The organism is Alteromonas sp. D210916BOD_24 (genome assembly GCF_047159385.1).
In the GTDB taxonomy this organism is placed as follows: domain Bacteria; phylum Pseudomonadota; class Gammaproteobacteria; order Enterobacterales; family Alteromonadaceae; genus Alteromonas.
In genome coordinates, this window is sequence record NZ_AP038333.1 from 1,356,191 (window position 1) to 1,375,502 (window position 19,312).

The 19,312-nt window shown below is 45.4% G+C and carries 14 protein-coding genes; 8 read left to right on the forward strand and 6 right to left on the reverse strand.

The window, feature by feature from the left end:
- Positions 1–170 precede the first annotated feature (170 nt).
- Positions 171–1,607, reverse strand: a complete 1,437-nt coding sequence (pyk, locus tag ACMCM8_RS05910; RefSeq protein WP_412726420.1) for a pyruvate kinase — start codon at positions 1,605–1,607, stop codon at positions 171–173.
- A gap of 380 nt (positions 1,608–1,987) precedes the next feature.
- Positions 1,988–2,839, reverse strand: a complete 852-nt coding sequence (locus ACMCM8_RS05915; RefSeq protein WP_412726422.1) for a MurR/RpiR family transcriptional regulator — start codon at positions 2,837–2,839, stop codon at positions 1,988–1,990.
- Between the two features lie 282 nt (positions 2,840–3,121).
- On the opposite strand from ACMCM8_RS05915, the gene zwf reads away from it, so the two are divergent.
- From zwf to ACMCM8_RS05940, 5 genes are read left to right on the forward strand one after another with little or no spacing between them, the layout of a single operon-like run.
- Positions 3,122–4,615 carry a glucose-6-phosphate dehydrogenase gene (gene zwf, locus ACMCM8_RS05920; RefSeq protein ID WP_412726424.1) on the forward strand — a complete coding sequence of 498 codons (1,494 nt, stop codon included), beginning with the start codon at positions 3,122–3,124 and terminating at the stop codon, positions 4,613–4,615.
- A gap of 1 nt (position 4,616) precedes the next feature.
- Positions 4,617–5,309, forward strand: coding sequence for a 6-phosphogluconolactonase (pgl, locus tag ACMCM8_RS05925; RefSeq protein ID WP_412726426.1), 693 nt, complete (start codon positions 4,617–4,619; stop codon positions 5,307–5,309).
- Positions 5,310–5,319: 10 nt separating this feature from the next.
- On the forward strand, positions 5,320–7,146 hold the full coding sequence (edd, locus tag ACMCM8_RS05930) for a phosphogluconate dehydratase (RefSeq protein ID WP_412726428.1): 1,827 nt from the start codon (positions 5,320–5,322) through the stop codon (positions 7,144–7,146).
- Complete coding sequence (gene glk, locus ACMCM8_RS05935) at positions 7,146–8,099, forward strand: glucokinase (protein WP_412726430.1); 954 nt, start codon at positions 7,146–7,148, stop codon at positions 8,097–8,099. Before edd ends, glk begins: the two co-directional genes overlap by 1 nt.
- 3 nt (positions 8,100–8,102) lie before the next feature.
- Entirely contained in the window at positions 8,103–8,747 is a 645-nt protein-coding gene (locus ACMCM8_RS05940) for a bifunctional 4-hydroxy-2-oxoglutarate aldolase/2-dehydro-3-deoxy-phosphogluconate aldolase (RefSeq protein WP_412726432.1), read from the forward strand.
- 56 nt (positions 8,748–8,803) lie between these two features.
- Here ACMCM8_RS05940 and ACMCM8_RS05945 read toward each other — a convergent pair whose 3' ends face one another.
- The 4 genes from ACMCM8_RS05945 to gap form a co-directional block, all read right to left on the reverse strand.
- The gene (locus tag ACMCM8_RS05945) at positions 8,804–9,649 is read right to left on the reverse strand and encodes an IS3 family transposase (protein ID WP_412727628.1); all 846 of its coding nucleotides are present in this window, start codon (positions 9,647–9,649) and stop codon (positions 8,804–8,806) included.
- Positions 9,646–10,146, reverse strand: coding sequence for a transposase (locus tag ACMCM8_RS05950; RefSeq protein WP_412723604.1), 501 nt, complete (start codon positions 10,144–10,146; stop codon positions 9,646–9,648). The genes ACMCM8_RS05945 and ACMCM8_RS05950 overlap by 4 nt, the downstream gene beginning before the upstream one ends.
- A 69-nt stretch (positions 10,147–10,215) precedes the next feature.
- Positions 10,216–11,067 carry a D-hexose-6-phosphate mutarotase gene (locus ACMCM8_RS05955; RefSeq protein ID WP_412726434.1) on the reverse strand — a complete coding sequence of 284 codons (852 nt, stop codon included), beginning with the start codon at positions 11,065–11,067 and terminating at the stop codon, positions 10,216–10,218.
- A gap of 212 nt (positions 11,068–11,279) precedes the next feature.
- Positions 11,280–12,275 carry a type I glyceraldehyde-3-phosphate dehydrogenase gene (gap, locus tag ACMCM8_RS05960; protein ID WP_412726436.1) on the reverse strand — a complete coding sequence of 332 codons (996 nt, stop codon included), beginning with the start codon at positions 12,273–12,275 and terminating at the stop codon, positions 11,280–11,282.
- A gap of 235 nt (positions 12,276–12,510) precedes the next feature.
- Here gap and malQ point away from each other — a divergent pair, with 235 nt between their 5' ends.
- From malQ to glgX, 3 genes are all read left to right on the forward strand, one after another.
- A complete protein-coding gene (gene malQ / locus ACMCM8_RS05965; RefSeq protein ID WP_412726438.1) occupies positions 12,511–14,709 on the forward strand; it encodes a 4-alpha-glucanotransferase in 2,199 nt (732 codons plus the stop codon).
- Positions 14,710–14,837: 128 nt separating this feature from the next.
- Positions 14,838–17,027 carry a 1,4-alpha-glucan branching protein GlgB gene (gene glgB, locus ACMCM8_RS05970; protein WP_412726440.1) on the forward strand — a complete coding sequence of 730 codons (2,190 nt, stop codon included), beginning with the start codon at positions 14,838–14,840 and terminating at the stop codon, positions 17,025–17,027.
- A gap of 166 nt (positions 17,028–17,193) precedes the next feature.
- Positions 17,194–19,272 (forward strand): glycogen debranching protein GlgX, encoded by a 2,079-nt coding sequence (gene glgX / locus ACMCM8_RS05975; protein WP_412727630.1) that lies wholly within the window; start codon positions 17,194–17,196, stop codon positions 19,270–19,272.
- The last annotated feature ends 40 nt before the right edge of the window (positions 19,273–19,312 follow it).

The window sequence follows — 19,312 nt, forward strand, 5'->3', positions numbered from 1 at the left end:
AGTAACGATATCAGCAGACAACACTGACAAAAAAAGCGAAGCATGACCATGACTTCGCTTTTCTATTTAACCCTGTAGCACATTGCAGCATGTTATTTCATTGGCCGGTGTACGTTTTGGTCCGGGCGAATGGTTAAAGGTCAACAAGCTGTATGTACCGCACGGTGAATTTATTCCACTTCAACTATTTTAAGGGTATTGGTGGCACCTACTTTTTCCATTTCATCACCGTAAGTCAAAATGATACTGTCACCGCTTTTTACTAAGCCCTTTTCCTTAAGCGAAGCAATCACGTCATATTTTAAACGGCCAGGTTCGCTCTTCGACGAGTCGAAATAGACGGGCTTTACCCCGCGACAAAGCGCCATGGTGTTAAGTGTCGATTCGTGGCGAGACATTGCGATAATGGGTAAAGAGGTGGTGATGCGAGACATCAGCGTGGGAGTGCTACCGCTTTCCGTTAAGCCTACTATTGCTTTAACACTAGGTAAGTGATTGGCTGCATACACCGCTGACAGGGCAATTGATTCACTGGTAGAAGAGAATTGTTCATCCATGCGATGCTTTGAAATTTTTACGCTTGGATGGGTTTCTGCGCCTTCACACACTCGTGCCATGGCAGCCACGGTTTCAATAGGGTAATTACCCGCTGCGGTTTCAGCTGAAAGCATGACCGCATCGGTACCGTCTAGTACCGCGTTAGCAACATCCATGACCTCTGCGCGGGTTGGCATCGGGCTATCAATCATCGATTCCATCATTTGCGTAGCAGTGATTACGACCTTGTTTAACTGGCGTGAGCGGGCGATAAGCTTTTTCTGAACACCTACCAATTCTGCGTCACCGATTTCAACACCCAAATCGCCTCGGGCTACCATTACGGCGTCTGACGCGCTGATGATATCAGTCATGGCTTCGTCTGAAGCGACCGTCTCAGCGCGCTCAACCTTGGCACATATTTTAGCATAACAGCCAGCTGCCTCTGCCAATTCTCGGGCGTACTTAAGATCGGCACCACTGCGAGGAAAAGACACGGCTAGGTAATCGACACCGATTTTCGCTGCGGTTTTGATGTCTTCTTTGTCTTTATCCGTTAATGCATCAGCGGATAAACCACCGCCTTGACGATTAATGCCTTTGTTATTAGACAACTTGCCGCCGACGGTTACTTCTGTAATGACTTTACGCCCTTCTACACCCGTTACTTTTAACTGAATGCGGCCGTCGTCAAGCAACAAAATGTCGCCAGCAGATACGTCGTCAGGAAGGGCCTTATAGTCAATACCCACTTGCTCTACATTGCCTTCGTCACGACCTAGTTCTGCATCCAGAATGAAGGTTGCACCTACGTTGAGTTTTACTGCGCCTTCGGCGAAGCGAGCGACACGAATTTTAGGGCCTTGAAGATCGCCTAATATCGCGACGTATTTACCTAGGTTTTTTGCTGCCTGACGAACGCGCTTAGCACGTTCGATATGGTCTTCGGCTTGACCGTGAGAAAAATTCATTCGCACTGTATTGGCGCCCGCTGCAATGAGAGCTTGAATTTTTTCCAATGAATCGGTTGAAGGACCTAGTGTGGCAAGAATTTTTGTTCTTCTAGTCATGAGATTCCGTCGCTGTTTATGTAGTTAGCAAAGACAAAGAGAGAAGGGTAACGCAGATGAATCTGCAACCTGTAATCGCTTTACGTAATTTTATTACAGAATAGTAGTCGAATTTGACAAAAATGTGAATTAAAGAAACAAAAACTCACAACTGGCTCGACCAGTTGCAAGTAAACTGATCGAATTCACTCGATACGCTGAAAATGGATAAAAAATTTAGCTGAAAGCGCAGACATCTTATGGCGAAGTGCGGGAGCGAATTAGCAAAAGATCACAGAAGCTCAATTACATAAGCGATGTGGTTATTCAACTAGCGCGAAGTAAGGACGAGGCCAAGGCCAGCTCAGATTAGGCTGGCCTCAATGCTGGGGTGAAGGGTATTATTCGTTACGTTTTTCAAAGCGAGAACCGCGTAGGGTGTCTTTGACGCGTTTAAGGTTTTCTCTAAATTTATTGCCTCGACGCAAGGTAAAACCTGTGGCAAGTACGTCTATTAGCGTAAGCTGAGCAATACGTGACGCCATGGGCATGTACATATCGGTGTCTTCAGGAACCTCCAGCGATAGCACATAGCTACACTCCTGAGCAAGCGGGCTGTCAGCAGACGTGATCCCCACTACTGTGGCGTCATTCATTCTGGCTATCTGTGCTATTTCTACCAAACTTTTGGTACGCCCGGTGTGGCTTATCAACACTACAACATCGCCGTCTGAACAGTTCATGCAGCTCATACGTTGCATCAGAATGTCTTCAAAATACACTACAGGTACATTAAATCTAAAGAATTTATTCAGTGCATCGTGAGCCACTGATGCTGACGCGCCTAATCCGAAGAAGGAAATTTTTTGTGCTTGAGTAAGCAAGTCTACCACGCGGTTAACGACATTAACGTCCACTGATTGGCGCGCTACTTCTAATGATGCCATGGTAGATTCGAATATTTTGTTGGTATATTCGTCAGGACTATCGTTTTCGTCCACGTGTCGATTTACATAGGGCGTGCCATTGGCAAGACTCTGTGCTAAATGCAATTTGAAATCGGGAAAGCCTTTTGTATCAAGCCTGCGGCAGAATCGGTTAACGGTAGGCTCGCTAACATCAGACATTTTAGCCAGTGTTGCTATACTCGAATGGATGGCCGTTTGAGGGTTAGCCAGAATGACCTCAGCCACCTTTTTCTCTGACTTACTAAATGCTGCTTTGTTTTGTGATATTTTTTCTAAAATGTTCATACTGATAGCGCAATTCGTGACACACGTTGTTGTAAGGTACGTCTCTAATAGTACTCAATGTGACGAGAGTGACAAGAAAAATGTAATTTTTTGACATTTTTATTGTTTTTTCTGAGGTAACTAAGGGTAAACTTAGGGAAAGCGTAAAGATTCATATCCTGTAGTTAGTTCAAGTTGTAATTTTACTACATTTGGTGTTAACTATACGGTAAAAATAGTCGTCAGTGTTGTAAATGCCATTGCAACACGCTGCGAACACATACAATTAAAAGGTCGACGAACATGGTATTTGATAATTCCTACGAACCCTGTGATTTTGTACTTTTTGGTACGCTGGGAGATCTTTCACGACGCAAGTTATTGCCTTCATTATATCAACTGGAAAAAGCCAACCTGATGCACCCTGACACCACCATTGTCGGTGTGGCCCGTCAGGAAATGTCTATCGAAGACTATATTGATGAAGTTCACGCTAACTTGGTTAAGTTTGGCGAAAAGGACTTATGTGAGACTACATGGGAAAGAATGAAGGCGCGTTTACACTATGCATGCGTTGATATGAAAGATGTCGACTGTTACTGCGTATTGGACGACCACGTCGATCCCAGTCGTACCATGGTTTGTTATTTAGCAACCCCACCTTCTATATATGGCGATATCTGTCGCGGATTACACAGTTGTAAAATAATTGATTCAAGTGTGCGCGTCGTGTTGGAAAAGCCCATCGGTCACGATTTGGCGTCTTCAAAAGTTATCAACGAACAAGTCGCTGAATACTTCGACGAGAAACAGATTTATCGCATAGACCACTATCTGGGTAAAGAAACGGTACTCAACCTCGTTTCACTGCGTTTTGCTAACTCTATTTTTGCTACTAACTGGGATCACAATTGTATCGACCACGTGCAAATCTCCGTGGCAGAGTCGGTAGGCATTGAAGGGCGTTGGGGATATTTTGACGATGCAGGTCAAATGCGCGATATGGTGCAAAACCACCTTCTTCAAATATTGAGCTTGGTTGCTATGGAGCCACCGACAACGCTTGACGCAGACAGTATTCGCGACGAAAAACTAAAAGTACTTAAAGCACTACGACCAATCAATTCGTTTAACATCAACGAAAGCACAGTACGTGGGCAGTACACATCGGGTTTTGTTAAAGGTGAAGAAGTACCTGGATACCTGGAAGAAGAGGGTGCCAATACGCAAAGTCGAACCGAAACCTTTGTGGCGATCAAGGCTGAAATTGATAACTGGCGTTGGGCTGGCGTGCCATTTTATCTGCGCACGGGTAAACGCATGCCAAGAAAAGTCAGTGAAGTGGTTATTTACTTCAAGCGCCAGCCTCACAATTTATTTGGTGATAGTTTTAAAAACTTACCACCTAATAAATTGGTTATCCGTTTGCAGCCTGACGAAGGTGTTGAGATCACGGTAATGAATAAAGTACCGGGGTTGACCAGTTCTGGCTCAATGGATTTACAAAAATCTAAACTAAACCTCAGTTTCTCTGAAGCCTTTGCAGATGAACGCATTCCAGATGCCTATGAGAAGTTGTTACTGGAAGTGATGTTGGGTAACCAGGCACTGTTTGTTCGTCGCGATGAAATAGAGCAAGCATGGACATGGGTAGATTCAATTTTAGAAGCGTGGAAACAGTCAAGTGAGCCACCTGAGCCATATCAGGCAGGTACGTGGGGGCCAGTAGATTCAATTGGTCTGCTTGCCCGTGAAAACCGTAGCTGGTATGAGAGCAAAACAGGGAAGAAAAAGTAATATGGCTTTAACGACACTATCATTTGAAACGCCCGACGCGTTGACTGACGCGTTTGCCCAGGATTTGGTCAGTATTCTAAAAGCGGGTATTAACGCTCGAGGACGTGCTTCACTTGTAGTGAGTGGCGGTCGCACTCCACTAGCACTTTTCAAGCAACTTAGCGAAACCGAGCTGGATTGGGATAAAGTGGACATCACCCTTGCTGATGAACGTTGGGTGGATGAAGAGCACGAGGCGAGCAACACCAGCCTAGTAAAAACTAATTTAATTCAAAATAAAGCCGCAGCGGCGCGTTTTATTGAGCTAAAAACCAATGTGGATGATGCCAACAAAGGCATTAATGCTGCTGAGGCAAATTTAGCCAGTATGTCACAACCTTTTGACGCGTTAATTCTGGGGATGGGTGAAGATGGCCATACGGCATCGCTTTTTCCGTGCTCAGAGCAAATACACGACGGCTTAAATATGAGCAGCGGGAGAACCTGCATCGCTGTTCAACCTACAACAGCACCTCATCAACGTATTTCACTCACGCTACCTGCGTTACTCAATAGTCGTCATATTTTCTTGCACTTAACGGGTGAAAAGAAAAAGCAGGTGTTATTGGACGCTATTGAACATGCCACCGAAGCGCAAAAGCCCATCACTGCCGTAGTAAACAGAGCTCCGGTTACACTGATGTGGGCGCCATAGGAGACAAAAAATGAATCCAAAAATTGCTGAAGTTACGCAGCGAATTATTGAGCGTAGCAAAGACACGCGTAAAGCGTATTTAGACAAAATTGAACATGCACGACGCCAGGGGCCTCACCGTGGTGTACTTTCGTGTGGTAACTTAGCTCACGGCTTTGCCGCGTGTGGTACCAGCGATAAAGCCGATCTTCGCTCAATGACGAAAGCGAATGTCGCTATTGTCTCGGCGTATAATGATATGCTCTCTGCTCATCAACCATATGAAACATATCCAGCGCTTATCAAAGACGCGGTAAAAGCTGTGGGCAGTGTTGCGCAGTTTGCTGGTGGTGTGCCTGCGATGTGTGATGGTGTGACTCAAGGTCAATCCGGCATGGATTTAAGCCTGATGAGCCGTGACAACATTGCGCAAGGCGCCGCGATTGCATTGTCACATAACATGTTTGACAGCGCATTAATGCTGGGCATTTGTGACAAAATAGTACCCGGACTACTCATGGGGGCATTGACCTTTGGCCACTTGCCTACAGTATTTGTTCCTGCCGGTCCTATGCCGTCAGGCTTACCCAATAAAGAAAAGGCGCGCGTTAGACAAGAATTTGCCGAAGGCAAAGTTGGTCGTGACGCATTATTAGAAGCCGAGTCTCAATCTTATCACTCTGCAGGTACCTGTACTTTCTATGGTACCGCTAACTCTAACCAGTTAGTGGTTGAGATGATGGGCTTACATCTTCCAGGGTCCTCATTTGTTAATCCTGGCACACCCTTGCGTGATGCACTGACTAAAGCAGCGGCAGTACAAGCTACCCGCTTAACTGATCTCGGTGACAATTACACACCCATCGGTCATATCGTTGATGCGAAAGCTATCGTAAACGGATTAGTCGGATTACTTGCCACGGGCGGCTCGACCAACCACACCATGCACTTAATTGCCGTAGCACGCGCTGCTGGCTATATCGTGAACTGGGATGACTTCTCGGATATTTCCAATGCGGTTCCACTGTTGACACGAATCTATCCAAACGGTTCTGCAGATATCAACCACTTTGTGGCTGCGGGCGGTATGTCCCTGTTAATTAAACAGCTTTTAGATGCTGGATTACTTCACAACGATGTTAAGACGATCTGCGGGGAAGGATTAGATTTCTACACTAAAGAGCCTGTGCTTAAAGACGGCGAATTAGAGTGGCGAGACGGCCCAACTGAGTCTTTAGATAAAGAAGTGCTGGCCACTGTAGAAAAGCCGTTTAAGCCAGACGGCGGTCTGAGTGTGTTGGATGGTAACTTAGGTCGTGGCGTGATCAAAACCTCTGCGCTTCGCACACCACATTGTAATATCAAGGCTCCTGCTGTGGTGTTTGAAGATCAGTTTGAACTTGATGAAGCGTTTAAATCAGGCGCACTTGATAAAGATTGTATCGTAGTGGTTCGCTTCCAGGGACCTTCGGCTATCGGTATGCCTGAGTTACACCGTTTAACACCGCCATTGGGTGTACTGCAGGATCGCGGTTATAAAGTGGCATTGGTCACTGATGGACGTATGTCTGGTGCATCTGGCAAAGTGCCTGCGGCCATTCATGTTACGCCAGAAGCCTATAAGGGCGGATTACTTGCTAAAGTTCACGATGGCGATCTGATTGAGCTGAATACGCAAACGGGTGCATTAACATTGCACGTAGATGAAGACACACTGGCAGCTCGCGAGGCGAAACCAGCTAACCTTGCACATCACCACGTTGGTATGGGCCGGGAAATGTTCGCCGGTATGCGTGCCATTCTCACTGGTGCAGAAGAAGGTGCCTGTTCATTGTTTTATACTCAGGAGCAAGTGTGATGAGCCAGAAGTTTGTGGCAGATGTGGGCGGAACAAATATTCGCCTAGCACGAGTGACTGAATCAGGTGTTACCGACATTAAAAAGTATATGTGTAATGAGTTCGCTAGCATCGACCTTGCCATTACACAATATTTCAGCGATATGCCTCAATATACTTTCACTGAAGGTTGTATTGGTATTGCCTGTCCTGTACTGGGCGATCAAGTTGAAATGACCAACCACAGTTGGGCATTTTCGCAAAATGCGCTGCGCTCTCAGCTTAAATTGGACACGCTGTTTGTGATCAACGATTTCACTGCCGTGGCACACTCGTTACCTGTGCTTGACGGCGACCAAGTCGTACAAATTGGCGAAGGTAAAGCGAAAGAAAATGGCAATATAGCCGTTTTCGGGCCGGGGACGGGTCTTGGTGTAGAGCATATCACGATGACGAGTACTGGTTGGCAAACCTTGGATGGCGAAGGCGGTCACGTCGATTTTGCCCCAGTAGATGAAACTGACATTGTCGTGTGGCGTCACTTACAAGCTACGTTGGGGCGCGCATCGGCAGAGGAAGTCATGTCTGGCCGCGGTATACACAATATCTATTGTGCGTTAGCTAAACACGCTGGCGAGGCAGTTGTGTACGCTGACCCTGCCGACATCACCAAAGCGGCGTTAGCGGGTACCTGTAAAATTGCTGAGGCAACCTTGACCCAGTTTTGCCGCATTATGGGGAGCTTTGCCGGAAATCTTGCATTAAATATGGCGACCACAGGTGGCATTTTTATTGGTGGTGGCATTGCAAATCGCTTTCCTGAATATCTTAAGAACAGTGACTTTAGAGCGCGCTTTGAAGCGAAAGGGCAAATGAAGCATTACGTTAAAGATATTCCTACCTTTTTAATAGCAGAGCCTGATCACGGTCTATTGGGTGCAGCTGCTTATCTGAATCAAAATACAGCGAGCTAAATTATGACAGCAAAATGGAAATATTCTCCAGAGGAAATCTTCGCGGCAGGACCTGTTGTCCCCGTCTTGGTGATCAATGATGTAGAAAAAGCAGTCCCTCTGGCAAAAGCGCTGATGGAAGGTGGTATCAAGGTATTAGAAGTGACCTTGCGCACACCGGCCGCGCTAGATGTTATAAAGCGCATTGCTGAAGAAGTACCTGAATCGTTGATAGGCGCGGGCACAGTAACCAATGCTCAGCAACTTAAAGCTGTTGTTGAAGCCGGTGCCAAATTTGCTATTAGCCCGGGCATGACTGCTGATTTGCTCAAAGCGGGTATGGATGCAGAAATTCCTCTTATTCCAGGTATTTCGTCGACTTCTGACCTTATGAAAGGTAAAGACGCCGGTTACACCCACATGAAGTTTTTCCCAGCAGAGGCTTCAGGTGGCGTTAAAGCGATCAAGTCTATCAGTGGACCGTTCCCGGATATTACATTTTGTCCTACCGGAGGAATTGGGCCAGACAATTACAATGAATATTTAGCGCTTAACAATGTGAAGTGCGTTGGTGGTTCATGGTTGGCACCAGATGATGCTATCGAAGCGGGCGACTGGGCAAGAATAACTCAGTTAGCGAAAGAAGCGGTAGCGGGAGCCAAGCAGTAATTGCAATGGCGAAAAAAACCTGCCAATGAAGTGACCCCATAAAGTTGGACTCATTTCTAAGCGGCTGCCAAGGCCTGATTTCGATATTGTATCGGACTCAGGCCTTTTAGTTTCAGCTTTATGCGCTCGTTGTTGTAATAGTCGATGTATTCTTTTATGTTTTCAATGAGTTCGTCAGCGTCTTTGAACGTCTCGTTGTGATACATCTCCGTTTTTAAGATGCCGAAGAAGTTCTCCGCAACGGCATTGTCTAAACAGTTTCCTTTCCTCGACATACTTTGACGTAACCCGTTTTCCCGAAGGTGATTTTGGTACTGTTTATTCTGATACTGCCAACCCTGATCCGAGTGGATAAGTGGTTTTTCATCTCGTTTTAGCTTACTTGTCGCGGCTTTAAGCATATCGGTGACCAATGGTAATGTAACTGAGGTTCGTACCTCATAACTGACAACTTCCTGATTAAACAGGTCAATTATCGGTGACAGATAAACTTTCTGGTCTTTAATCTTAAACTCTGTCACATCGGTCACCCATTTTTGATTAGGCTTCTCCGCCGTAAATTCCCGATTGAGCGTATTGTCTGCGATTCTGCCGACTTCTCCTTTGTAGGACTTATAACGTTTGGCTCTGACCTTTGACTTTAAACCAAGCTCGTTCATCAAGCGTTGTACGCGCTTGTGATTAATCACAAGCCCCATCGTTCTCAGGGCTGAGGTAATTCTACGATAGCCATATCGCCCTTTATGTTTATGATAAATATTATGTATTTTGGCGCATAAACCAGTATCGGGACACAACCGTTCCAGCGTATTACGATGATAGTAATAAACACTCTTCGGTAGTCCTGTGATTTTCAATAGATTTTGTAAGCTATAAATGGCCTTGAGCTCTTCGACGACTATCGTTTTGTCTTTGCTTTTTTCTTTCTGGCTTGAGCCAAGGCTTCCAACTTTTTTAGAACAGCATTCTCAGCACGTAAATAGTCCAACTCTTCTCTGAGTTCTTTTTCCGTCATTTCAGATGATGGTTTGGGCGTAGAAGAGTCGTTTTTCACGTGGGGTTTTCCTTTTTTCTTTGGTTTCAGACCTGAGATGCCGTCGCGAGCATATAGCTTTTGCCATTGAAATAGAATCCCGGGGGACGATAAATCGAAGAAAGCACTGGTATACCCGAGTGACCAGTTGTTAGCTGCCATTATTTTCAACACTTCTATTTTAAATGCTTGAGAATAAGGTTTGTGAGCAGACCTGAAACTTTCAGCGCCATGAATTCGATAAACAGCGGTCCAGTAACGGACCTGTCGTTCTGTGACATTGAATCTGTCACCTGCGGCCAAAGAGCTTTCAGATAAAGCAAACTCTGCTACTTTGAGCTTAAGAGTTCGATGATGTTTAGACATAAAAAGACCCCCAGTAATTGGAATGTCCAACTATTGGGGGTCACTTCACAATTGGCAGGTTTTTTCTATTTATTGGGGAATTACGCGTTGAGTAAGCATGTGTTGCTCACCGGGGCTAAGGGTTTTGCCTTGAGTAATTGCCGATTCCACACATAACATATGCTTATATCCAAACGCGTCCATATCAGAAATTGACGCTGCCCCTTGCCAGGGGTTCCATACTACGAGCGAATCGTTACCTACCGAATCAACACGTGTAACGTCCTGGTCGTTGACTTCAATGGTCGCGTGGGCAATGGGATTTAAGTGGATACGATCGGTTTCACTGTCAATGACGTAGGGAACAGGCGTGGCTTTAACCTTAAAGTCGTCAACCTTGTCTTTGTAGTCCCCATCAATGCCTTTTAATCGTGTGTTTTCGATATGATCTACGTGAAAATAAGTGTGCAGCGCACAATTGTAGTCGAAGGGGACCACACCCGTATTTTCGGTTATCAACGACAGTGATAATTCATTACCCACTTCTATAATGAGTGTCACCTTACAGTCGAATTCGAACCCTTCAGCGCGTGTAAAGCTGGGCTGCAATTCAATCTTTGTACCGTCAACTGTATCTTCAGAGTGGGCCAGCTTCCACATTTGGGTGCGTAAATAACCATGCGAGGGTAAAGTGCCCTTTTCCCGCCCATGGTCGTCGCCAAACCACGGCCAGCAAATGGGGATGCCACCGCGAATAGGACGCTCGCCATTGAGATAAGCATGTGGACTAACCCACAATCGCTCTTTGTTATCTCCTTTGGGGATAAAAGATAAAATGTGGCCACCGAACAAACTGACTTTTGCCGATGCTTTCTCATTGTTAATGTTTAAAAAAGTAAGTCCGTTAGCTTCACTAACAGTCACAGAATTCACGGTCGGCATGATCTCTCCTTAGATTGATGATAGCACCAGCGTATTGTACGCAATATGTACGTACAATGGTAAACAGCTTCTACGCTTCACTACAATAGTGATAGTCGACTTTTCACCCTAACGGAGCTGAAAATAAAAAAGGTGTAAACAGAGCGATTACACCTTTTAGACTACCTTAACTGTAAAATAAAGAGGCAGTTTATTTACGTTTGAAAGACGGTTTATTTTGAAATGTGCGCAACAAGGTCTAGTACCTTGTTCGAATAACCCCATTCATTGTCATACCATGATACCAATTTGACAAAGGTATCAGTAAGGGCAATACCCGCGGTGGCGTCAAATACTGAAGTGCGTGCATCGCCAATAAAGTCATTTGATACAACGGCGTCCTCGGTGTAGCCCATAATACCTTTTAATTCACCCTCTGAGGCTTCTTTCATGGCCGCACAGATGTCGTCATAGCTAGTGGGGGTGGCAAGATTAACCGTAAGGTCCACCACTGAAACATTTGGCGTAGGAACGCGAAATGCCATACCGGTAAGTTTGCCATTAAGGGCAGGGATAACTTTACCAACCGCTTTCGCTGCACCTGTTGAAGATGGAATGATATTCTGACCTGCACCACGACCACCGCGCCAGTCTTTCATCGAAGGGCCATCAACGGTTTTTTGCGTGGCAGTAGTAGCGTGAACAGTTGTCATCAAACCATCAACAATACCAAATTTGTCATTCAACACTTTCGCCAGCGGCGCTAAACAGTTGGTAGTACAAGAAGCGTTAGAAACAATGGTTTCTCCCGCATAGGTGTCGTGGTTAACACCCATTACAAACATCGGCGTGTCATCTTTCGATGGCGCAGACATCACTACTTTTTTCGCTCCAGCTTCAATGTGCTTTGCTGCAGTGTCTTTAGTGAGGAACAAGCCAGTTGATTCAACGACAACGTCAACATCTACTTCGTTCCATTTAAGGGCAGCGGGATCCCTTTCTGACGTAATGCGAATAGTCTTACCGTTTACAACAAGACTATTGTTGTCTACTTTAACTTCACCGTCGAATAAACCATGTGTCGAGTCGTACTTCAATAGATAAGCAATGTAGTCCGTGTCTAGTAAGTCGTTAATGGCTACAACTTCAATGTCCTGACGTTCTGCGGCTGCGCGCATTACGAGACGTCCAATACGGCCAAAACCATTGATACCGATGCGAATTGTCATAACGTACCTCGATTATTTAAATAAAATGAAAATAAATTACGTAAAGTATGGATCAAAATGCCATCATTAGCAAAATAAAAAGCTAAAGTGTTGCAAAATTACGAATAAGTGCTATTGCAATCGTATTCAGATTTCGCCCAGCGCTTGTTTCTAGAATAATGTTAATAATTTGTTTGTAGACGCACTTGACGATGACACCAATGCGTTTTTCACCGAGTAACAGGAATAACACACCATGACACAACAACTTCTGCAACAACTGGTTGAAATGCGGGGAATCGAGACCCAATACGTCGACGCATGGGGTAAACCAGCAACCATCGCAGAATCAAGTAAAGCAAAATTGCTTAACACACTAGGGTATGACACCAGCAGTGACGAAAAAATTCAGTCGCAAATCGCACAAGATATCCAGTCAGTATGGTTGTCAGTATTAAACCCAGTTCAAGTTATCCGCAGTCATGAAACCATTAACCTGGCAGTACGTTTGCCAATTGAACTCGTTAATGATGAGCACGTGTTTAAGATTACCCTAGAAAATGGTGAAACCATAGCACACAGCTTTATTCCAGTTGATCAGGAAATGACAACAATGGCCCACATTGATGATGTGGAATTCCATGAATACGTGGTCACACTACCTTTGGATTTACCATTGGGATATCACGACGTGGCGCTTACCGCCGATGGCGATCAACTTGGTACTTCCCGTATCATTGTTGCACCGCAAGCGTGTTATACACCTGATGAAATTAAAGCAGGTAAAAAAATCTGGGGCCTCAGTGTTCAGCTGTACTGTGTACGCAGTGAAAAGAACTGGGGGATAGGTGATTTTACCGATCTTGGATTGTTGATCCAAAAAGCCGCAGGGCTTGGTGCGGATTTTATTGGGCTAAATCCCATTCATGCGCTTTATCCAGCTAATCCGAATGCCTGTTCACCCTACGGTCCGAGCTCTCGTCGCTGGCTTAACTATCTATATATCGATGTTACTGCTATCGAAGGCTATGACGATAAATCGGTACAAACTATTGTCGATAGTGATGAATTTAAAACAACCTTAGCCCATGCCAGAAACGTAGAGCATGTAGACTACGAGGCCGTCACACAGATCAAACTAGCTGCGCTAAAAGCTGTGTTTGACGTATACGATGCTAAATACTTAAGCACTAATACGAAGCAAAATAAGGCATTTAAGGCGTTTGTTGAATCGGGTGGCGATAGCCTTGATATGCTTGCGGTATATGATGCCTTACAGTCGCACCTTAAGGTACAGGGTAAGGAAAGTTGGGGATGGCCTGTATTTCCACAGGAATTGAAAGATTATCACAACCCAGCAGTGGCAAAATTTAAAAAAGCCAATGCGCAGGAAGTGAAGTTTTACCTGTTCTTGCAATGGATAGCCGCTCAACAGCTACAGGACGCAAGTGACAAAGCCACCGAAGCGGGTATGACCATCGGCCTATATAGAGATTTGGCAGTCGGTGTCAGCGAAGGCAGTGCTGAAATATGGGGTAATAAGGATTTGTATTGTACGGGTGCAAGCGTGGGCGCGCCTCCTGATATTCTTGGACCGCTAGGTCAGAACTGGGGGCTTCCACCGATGGATCCACGTAAACTGTATGAGCAGGCATACCAGCCTATTATCGATTTGTTTGCCTCGAATATGGCGTCATCGGGTTCACTTCGCATTGACCATGTAATGGCTTTATTACGCCTATGGTGGGTGGTAAAAGGTGATAACGCGAAAGATGGCGGATATATTTACTATCCAGTCGATGATTTGCTCGGTATTTTGGCACTTGAAAGCCACCGCAATCAAAGTTTGGTGATAGGGGAAGACTTAGGTACTGTACCAGAGGAAATTCGCAGTAAACTCGCTGATAACGGCGTATATTCTTATCGTGTGTTTTTCTTTGAACAAGCTGAAGATGGTGGGTTCTTCTCGCCAAGCCATTACCCTGTTCAATCTATGTCTACACTTACTACTCATGATATGCCGACCTTAATTGGGTACTGGCATTGCTTAGACCTTGAGTTGGGTAAAGCACTTGGACTGTATCCAACAGAAGAAATTCTGCAAACCCTTTATGCCGATCGCCACGAAAATAAACAGGCCATTCTTGATACGTTACATGGACACAGTTCAATAGCAGACAATGTAGGTCGAGATGTGAACTTCACTGGTATGACAAGAGAGCTCAACAACGGCATGCAAATTCATATGGCAGGTGGATCAAGTGCACTATTGAGTTTGCAATTGGAAGACTGGTTAGAAATGGACAAGCCGGTAAATATTCCAGGTACGTTTGATGAATATCCTAACTGGCGCAGAAAGCTCACGCAAAACATTGAGTCAATGTTTGAAAGGCATGATATAAATGAATTAGCGTCTAAGCTTACTCAGGCGAGAAAGCAAGCTAGTCACAAATAGCCTGTAATCAGGCAGCATCAAAATTAGAAGTGACTAAACGCTTCTTAATCGAGTAAGATTAAAGCGCCGGTAATGGCGCTTAACTAAATTAAACCCGCTGCAATGCGGGTTTTTAATAGGAGTAGCGAATGCAATTAGCGCAGCAGTTAGAACAGGTACGTTGTGCACAGCCTTTTTCCCAGTTAGGAATTGTCGAAAGTGAAGAAGGTCTCGTGCTTCGAGTGTGGCGCCCCGACGCGCAATCTGTCACGATAACATGGAATAACCCGGCGTTAGCCAATGTTGCATTGCACCCTATTTCTCAACGTGGCCTATTCCAAGCTAACTTGTCTGAAGCACATCGCGACCAATCCTATCTGCTTTCCGTTAATGGGCAATCATCTGACAATCACTATATAGATCCTTATCAATTTAAAGAATCGGCGTACCATGCAGTACATTATATTGATAGCACACCGGCGAATTTGTATCGTCAAGCCGGCGCACAACTGCATGTAGTGACAACACCTGAAGGCAACGAAATAAATGGTGTGCGCTTTTGTGTATTTGCCCCGAATGCCAGCGCAGTTTCCGTGATTGGTGATTTTAACCAATGGGATGCCCGATTTCATCCTATGCAAAAGACGTCATTGGGATATTGGGTATTGTTTATTCCGCAATTAGGGGAAGGGGAGCGCTACAAATACCATATCAAAGACGCGCATGGTCATGATTTGCCTCACAAGGCAGACCCTGTCGGGTTTAGTGCTGAGCAATATCCTTCCCATGCGTCAAAAGTTTACAACCACGCTGCGTATAAGTGGCAGGACAGCGAATGGCTAAACGCGCGAAAGGTGAATAAATACGACACACCCATGAGCATTTATGAAGTGCATTTAGGCTCGTGGAAGCGCCCTCATTCAAACAGCGATAACCGCTACTTAACTTATCGGGAATTGGCAGAGGAGCTTATTCCTTATGTGTGTGATATGGGTTATACACACTTGGAACTGCTGCCTGTAACAGAGTTTCCTTTTGACGGCTCTTGGGGATATCAACCGGTGGGCATGTTCGCGCCAACCAGTCGCTTTGGTAACCCTGATGATTTTAAGTATTTCGTGGATAAGTGTCACCAGGCTGGGCTGGGAGTGATTATCGATTGGGTACCTGCTCACTTTCCTGAAGATGGCCATGGCTTAGCGCGTTTCGACGGTTCCTGTGTGTATGAGTATGAGGATCCACGCAAAGGATGGCATCCAGATTGGAACTCTTGTATTTATGACTTTGGCAAAGATACGGTTCGTCAGTTCCTGGTGGCCAATGCCCTATATTGGTTAGATAAGTTCCACGTTGACGGTCTGCGAGTCGATGCCGTGGCATCCATGCTGTATTTGGATTATTCCCGAAATGACGGCGAATGGATCCCCAATGTGGACGGAGGAAATAAAAATTACGAAGCCATTAGTCTGCTTCAATGGATGAATGAAGAAGTTTACCGCCACTTTCCCGACGTCATGACTATCGCAGAAGAATCTACCTCCTTTGATAAAGTGTCTAGGCCAGTGTTTGACGGTGGTTTGGGATTCGGCTTTAAGTGGAATATGGGATGGATGCACGATTCATTGCACTACATTGCAAAAGATCCCGCATACCGGAATTATCACCATGGCGATATTACCTTTAGTATGGTGTACGCCTTTGATGAAAACTTTGTGTTACCTATTTCCCATGATGAAGTTGTGCATGGCAAAGGCAGCATGCTGCGAAAAATGCCAGGGGACGAATGGCAACAAGCGGCTAACCTGCGCTGCTACGCAGGGTTTATGTATGGCCATCCGGGTAAGAAACTCAATTTCATGGGCAATGAGTTGGCACAGAGTAAAGAGTGGAACCACGATAGCAGTTTAGATTGGGGGTTATTACAATATGAAAAACACGCTGGAATGCAAAAACTCTATCGCGCACTTAATCAGGTATACACCTCGACACCTGCACTGTATGAACAGGATCACCAAAGCGCCGGTTTCGCATGGATCGATCATCAGAATTCAGAACAAAGTGTCGTTTCGTTTGTAAGAACCGCTAAACATGGCCGTCAAAAGGTTTATATAGTATCTAATTTCACTCCTGTTCCACGTCAGAACTTTAGAATAGGCGTGGATGATGCATGTCATTTATCATTGGTATTAAACACTGACGATGCGATGTTTTGGGGGAGTGGTTATTCGGTTTTTGACCACGTCACGTCAACACCGACAGCGTGGAATGATAGAGCGCATTCGGTTGAAATAAATTTACCACCATTAGCTACGGTATTTTACATCACCAGCGCTGTATAGCGGTTGAGCACATGGCGAAAACGCTAATTGGTGAAAAGCCAGTCAACTTTAATCAACCGGTGGCTGAATTTAATGGCGTTACAATTGTAGGCTGAATAAGCCCACGTATGTATCAACCTTTGAGTAAAAATACGAGATAAAAGTGAACAATAATAGTGACGCGGTGATGAAGGTACATGTCAGTTCGGGTGAACCTTACCCTCTTGGTGCTACGCTTAACAGCGAAGGCTGTAATTTTGCTGTGTATGCGCCAGATGCCAAAGCCGTTGTTCTTTGCTTTTTCAATATACATACGGAAGAAGCAACGGCTGAATATCCCTTGCCTGAAAAAACCGGTGAAGTATGGCATGGCCATTTCAGTGATATCGATGCTGGGCAGTATTATGGTTATCGGGTAGAACGAGGAGATGGTGGGTTGAATACTGTCCCTACCGACAAGCTACTGATCGATCCTTATGCAAAAAAAATAAGTCGACCTATAACGTGGGACGCCAGACAGTATAGGCATGACTCCCAGTTCATGATCCCAAAAAGTGTCGTGATTGATGATAGTGCTTATCCAAAACCTGAAGGGCCAGTTCCAAAAGTCCCTAAGCACAAGCGCATCGTCTATGAAGCTCATGTAAAAGGGCTAACGATGCTTCACCCTGATGTGCCTTTGTCTCACCGGGGTAAATTCCTTGGTGCGGCGCATCCCAGTGTAATAGCCCACCTCAAACATCTTGGCGTCACTACGGTGCAATTTATGCCGGTGTGTTCGTTTATGCCAGAGCCTTTTATAACCGACAAAGGGCTGACTAATTACTGGGGCTATAATCCCGTTAACTTTTTTGCGCCAGAGCCGCGATATGGGATATCCGATGCGTTGGCTGAGCTACAACAAATGGTGGCAGCGTATCACCATGCGGGACTAGAAGTGATAGTGGATGTGGTGTTTAACCATACTGCCGAGGCCGGAAAGGGTGGACCTATCCTGTCGTATAAAGGTTTCTGTCCATTTCAGGCATATCTCATTGAGCAAACTAAGACAGGCGAGCTGGTTTATTCCAATCACTCTGGTTGTGGTAACACGATCAACACTGCCAGCTCTTTTATGATGGGGTTAATACTCGATGCCATGCGTCATTGGGTTTCCGTTGTTGGCGTGGATGGATTTCGCTTTGACCTGGCGGTAAGCCTGGGAAGAGAACCTCAGGATTACAATAAAAAGTCTGGCTTGTTAAGAGCCATTGACAGTGACCCTGTACTTAAACACAAAGTACTACTGGCTGAACCCTGGGATATAGGCCCCGGTGGCTATCAAGTGGGAAATTTCCCTTCTTCCTGGTTAGAAGTGAACGATAAATATCGCGATACCGTGCGGTCGTTTTGGCGCGGAGATGAAGGGGTTACTGCCGATTTTGCTACGCGTATGATGGGCTCGCGGGATATTTTCCACAAAGGGCAACGACATATCAGTACATCGGTCAACAACATTACCTATCACGATGGTTTTACTCTGCACGATTTGGTGACTTATTCGGAACGCCACAATATCGATAACCTTGAAGACAACCGGGATGGCCATGGTCACAACCTCTCCTCTAATTACGGAATTGAAGGAGAGACCCACGACGAAGAGATACTCGCGTTGCGCGAGCGACAAAAGCGCAATTTGTTTGCGACCCTTATTTTTTCGCAGGGTACGCCACATATTCTAGGTGGCGATGAACTCAGTCGTACTCAAAAAGGCAACAATAACGCGTATTGCCAAGACAATCGGATTAGTTGGCTCCACTGGGACCTCAATAAGCGCAAGCAAGACTTCCTGACTTTCTGCCAGTACGTCATCCGCTTACGCCATTCTTCGTTGTTGTTAAGCGAGTTAAAATTAAATGATGATCCCTATACATTGTCGCGCAATGTACACGAAATCAATTGGTATAAACCCGATGGTTCAGACAAAGCGTCGGAAGATTGGAATGCCAGGCATAACAAAGCATTTGGTGTAGAGATAAAAGGCTCTGCATTAGGTAATCAAAAACCTGAGCATTGGTTTTTGTGTGTGAATGCCAGTCACAGTGATTTGCGCTTTCACTTGCCTACAGTGGCTCCCAGAGGAGGCTGGACGATGCATTTGGATACCCGTTATCCATCACTGGAAGAGCAACCTTCAATTTGTATTCAGAAGGTTTTTTTGCAAGCGAGTCGATCGCTGGCGCTTTTCAGTTTTGCCGAATTTGAAGGTGATAATCAATCAATGTAGATTAACGAGAGATCATTACAGTCCCTAAAAACCTTGGTTA

Coding starts and splice junctions, on each gene's coding strand:
- pyk (WP_412726420.1), bottom strand. CDS start 1,607: ATGACTAGAAGAACAAAAATTCTTGCCACACTAGGTCCTTCAACCGAT.
- ACMCM8_RS05915 (WP_412726422.1), bottom strand. CDS start 2,839: ATGAACATTTTAGAAAAAATATCACAAAACAAAGCAGCATTTAGTAAG.
- zwf (WP_412726424.1), top strand. CDS start 3,122: ATGGTATTTGATAATTCCTACGAACCCTGTGATTTTGTACTTTTTGGT.
- pgl (WP_412726426.1), top strand. CDS start 4,617: ATGGCTTTAACGACACTATCATTTGAAACGCCCGACGCGTTGACTGAC.
- edd (WP_412726428.1), top strand. CDS start 5,320: ATGAATCCAAAAATTGCTGAAGTTACGCAGCGAATTATTGAGCGTAGC.
- glk (WP_412726430.1), top strand. CDS start 7,146: ATGAGCCAGAAGTTTGTGGCAGATGTGGGCGGAACAAATATTCGCCTA.
- ACMCM8_RS05940 (WP_412726432.1), top strand. CDS start 8,103: ATGACAGCAAAATGGAAATATTCTCCAGAGGAAATCTTCGCGGCAGGA.
- ACMCM8_RS05950 (WP_412723604.1), bottom strand. CDS start 10,146: ATGTCTAAACATCATCGAACTCTTAAGCTCAAAGTAGCAGAGTTTGCT.
- ACMCM8_RS05955 (WP_412726434.1), bottom strand. CDS start 11,067: ATGCCGACCGTGAATTCTGTGACTGTTAGTGAAGCTAACGGACTTACT.
- gap (WP_412726436.1), bottom strand. CDS start 12,275: ATGACAATTCGCATCGGTATCAATGGTTTTGGCCGTATTGGACGTCTC.
- malQ (WP_412726438.1), top strand. CDS start 12,511: ATGACACAACAACTTCTGCAACAACTGGTTGAAATGCGGGGAATCGAG.
- glgB (WP_412726440.1), top strand. CDS start 14,838: ATGCAATTAGCGCAGCAGTTAGAACAGGTACGTTGTGCACAGCCTTTT.
- glgX (WP_412727630.1), top strand. CDS start 17,194: ATGAAGGTACATGTCAGTTCGGGTGAACCTTACCCTCTTGGTGCTACG.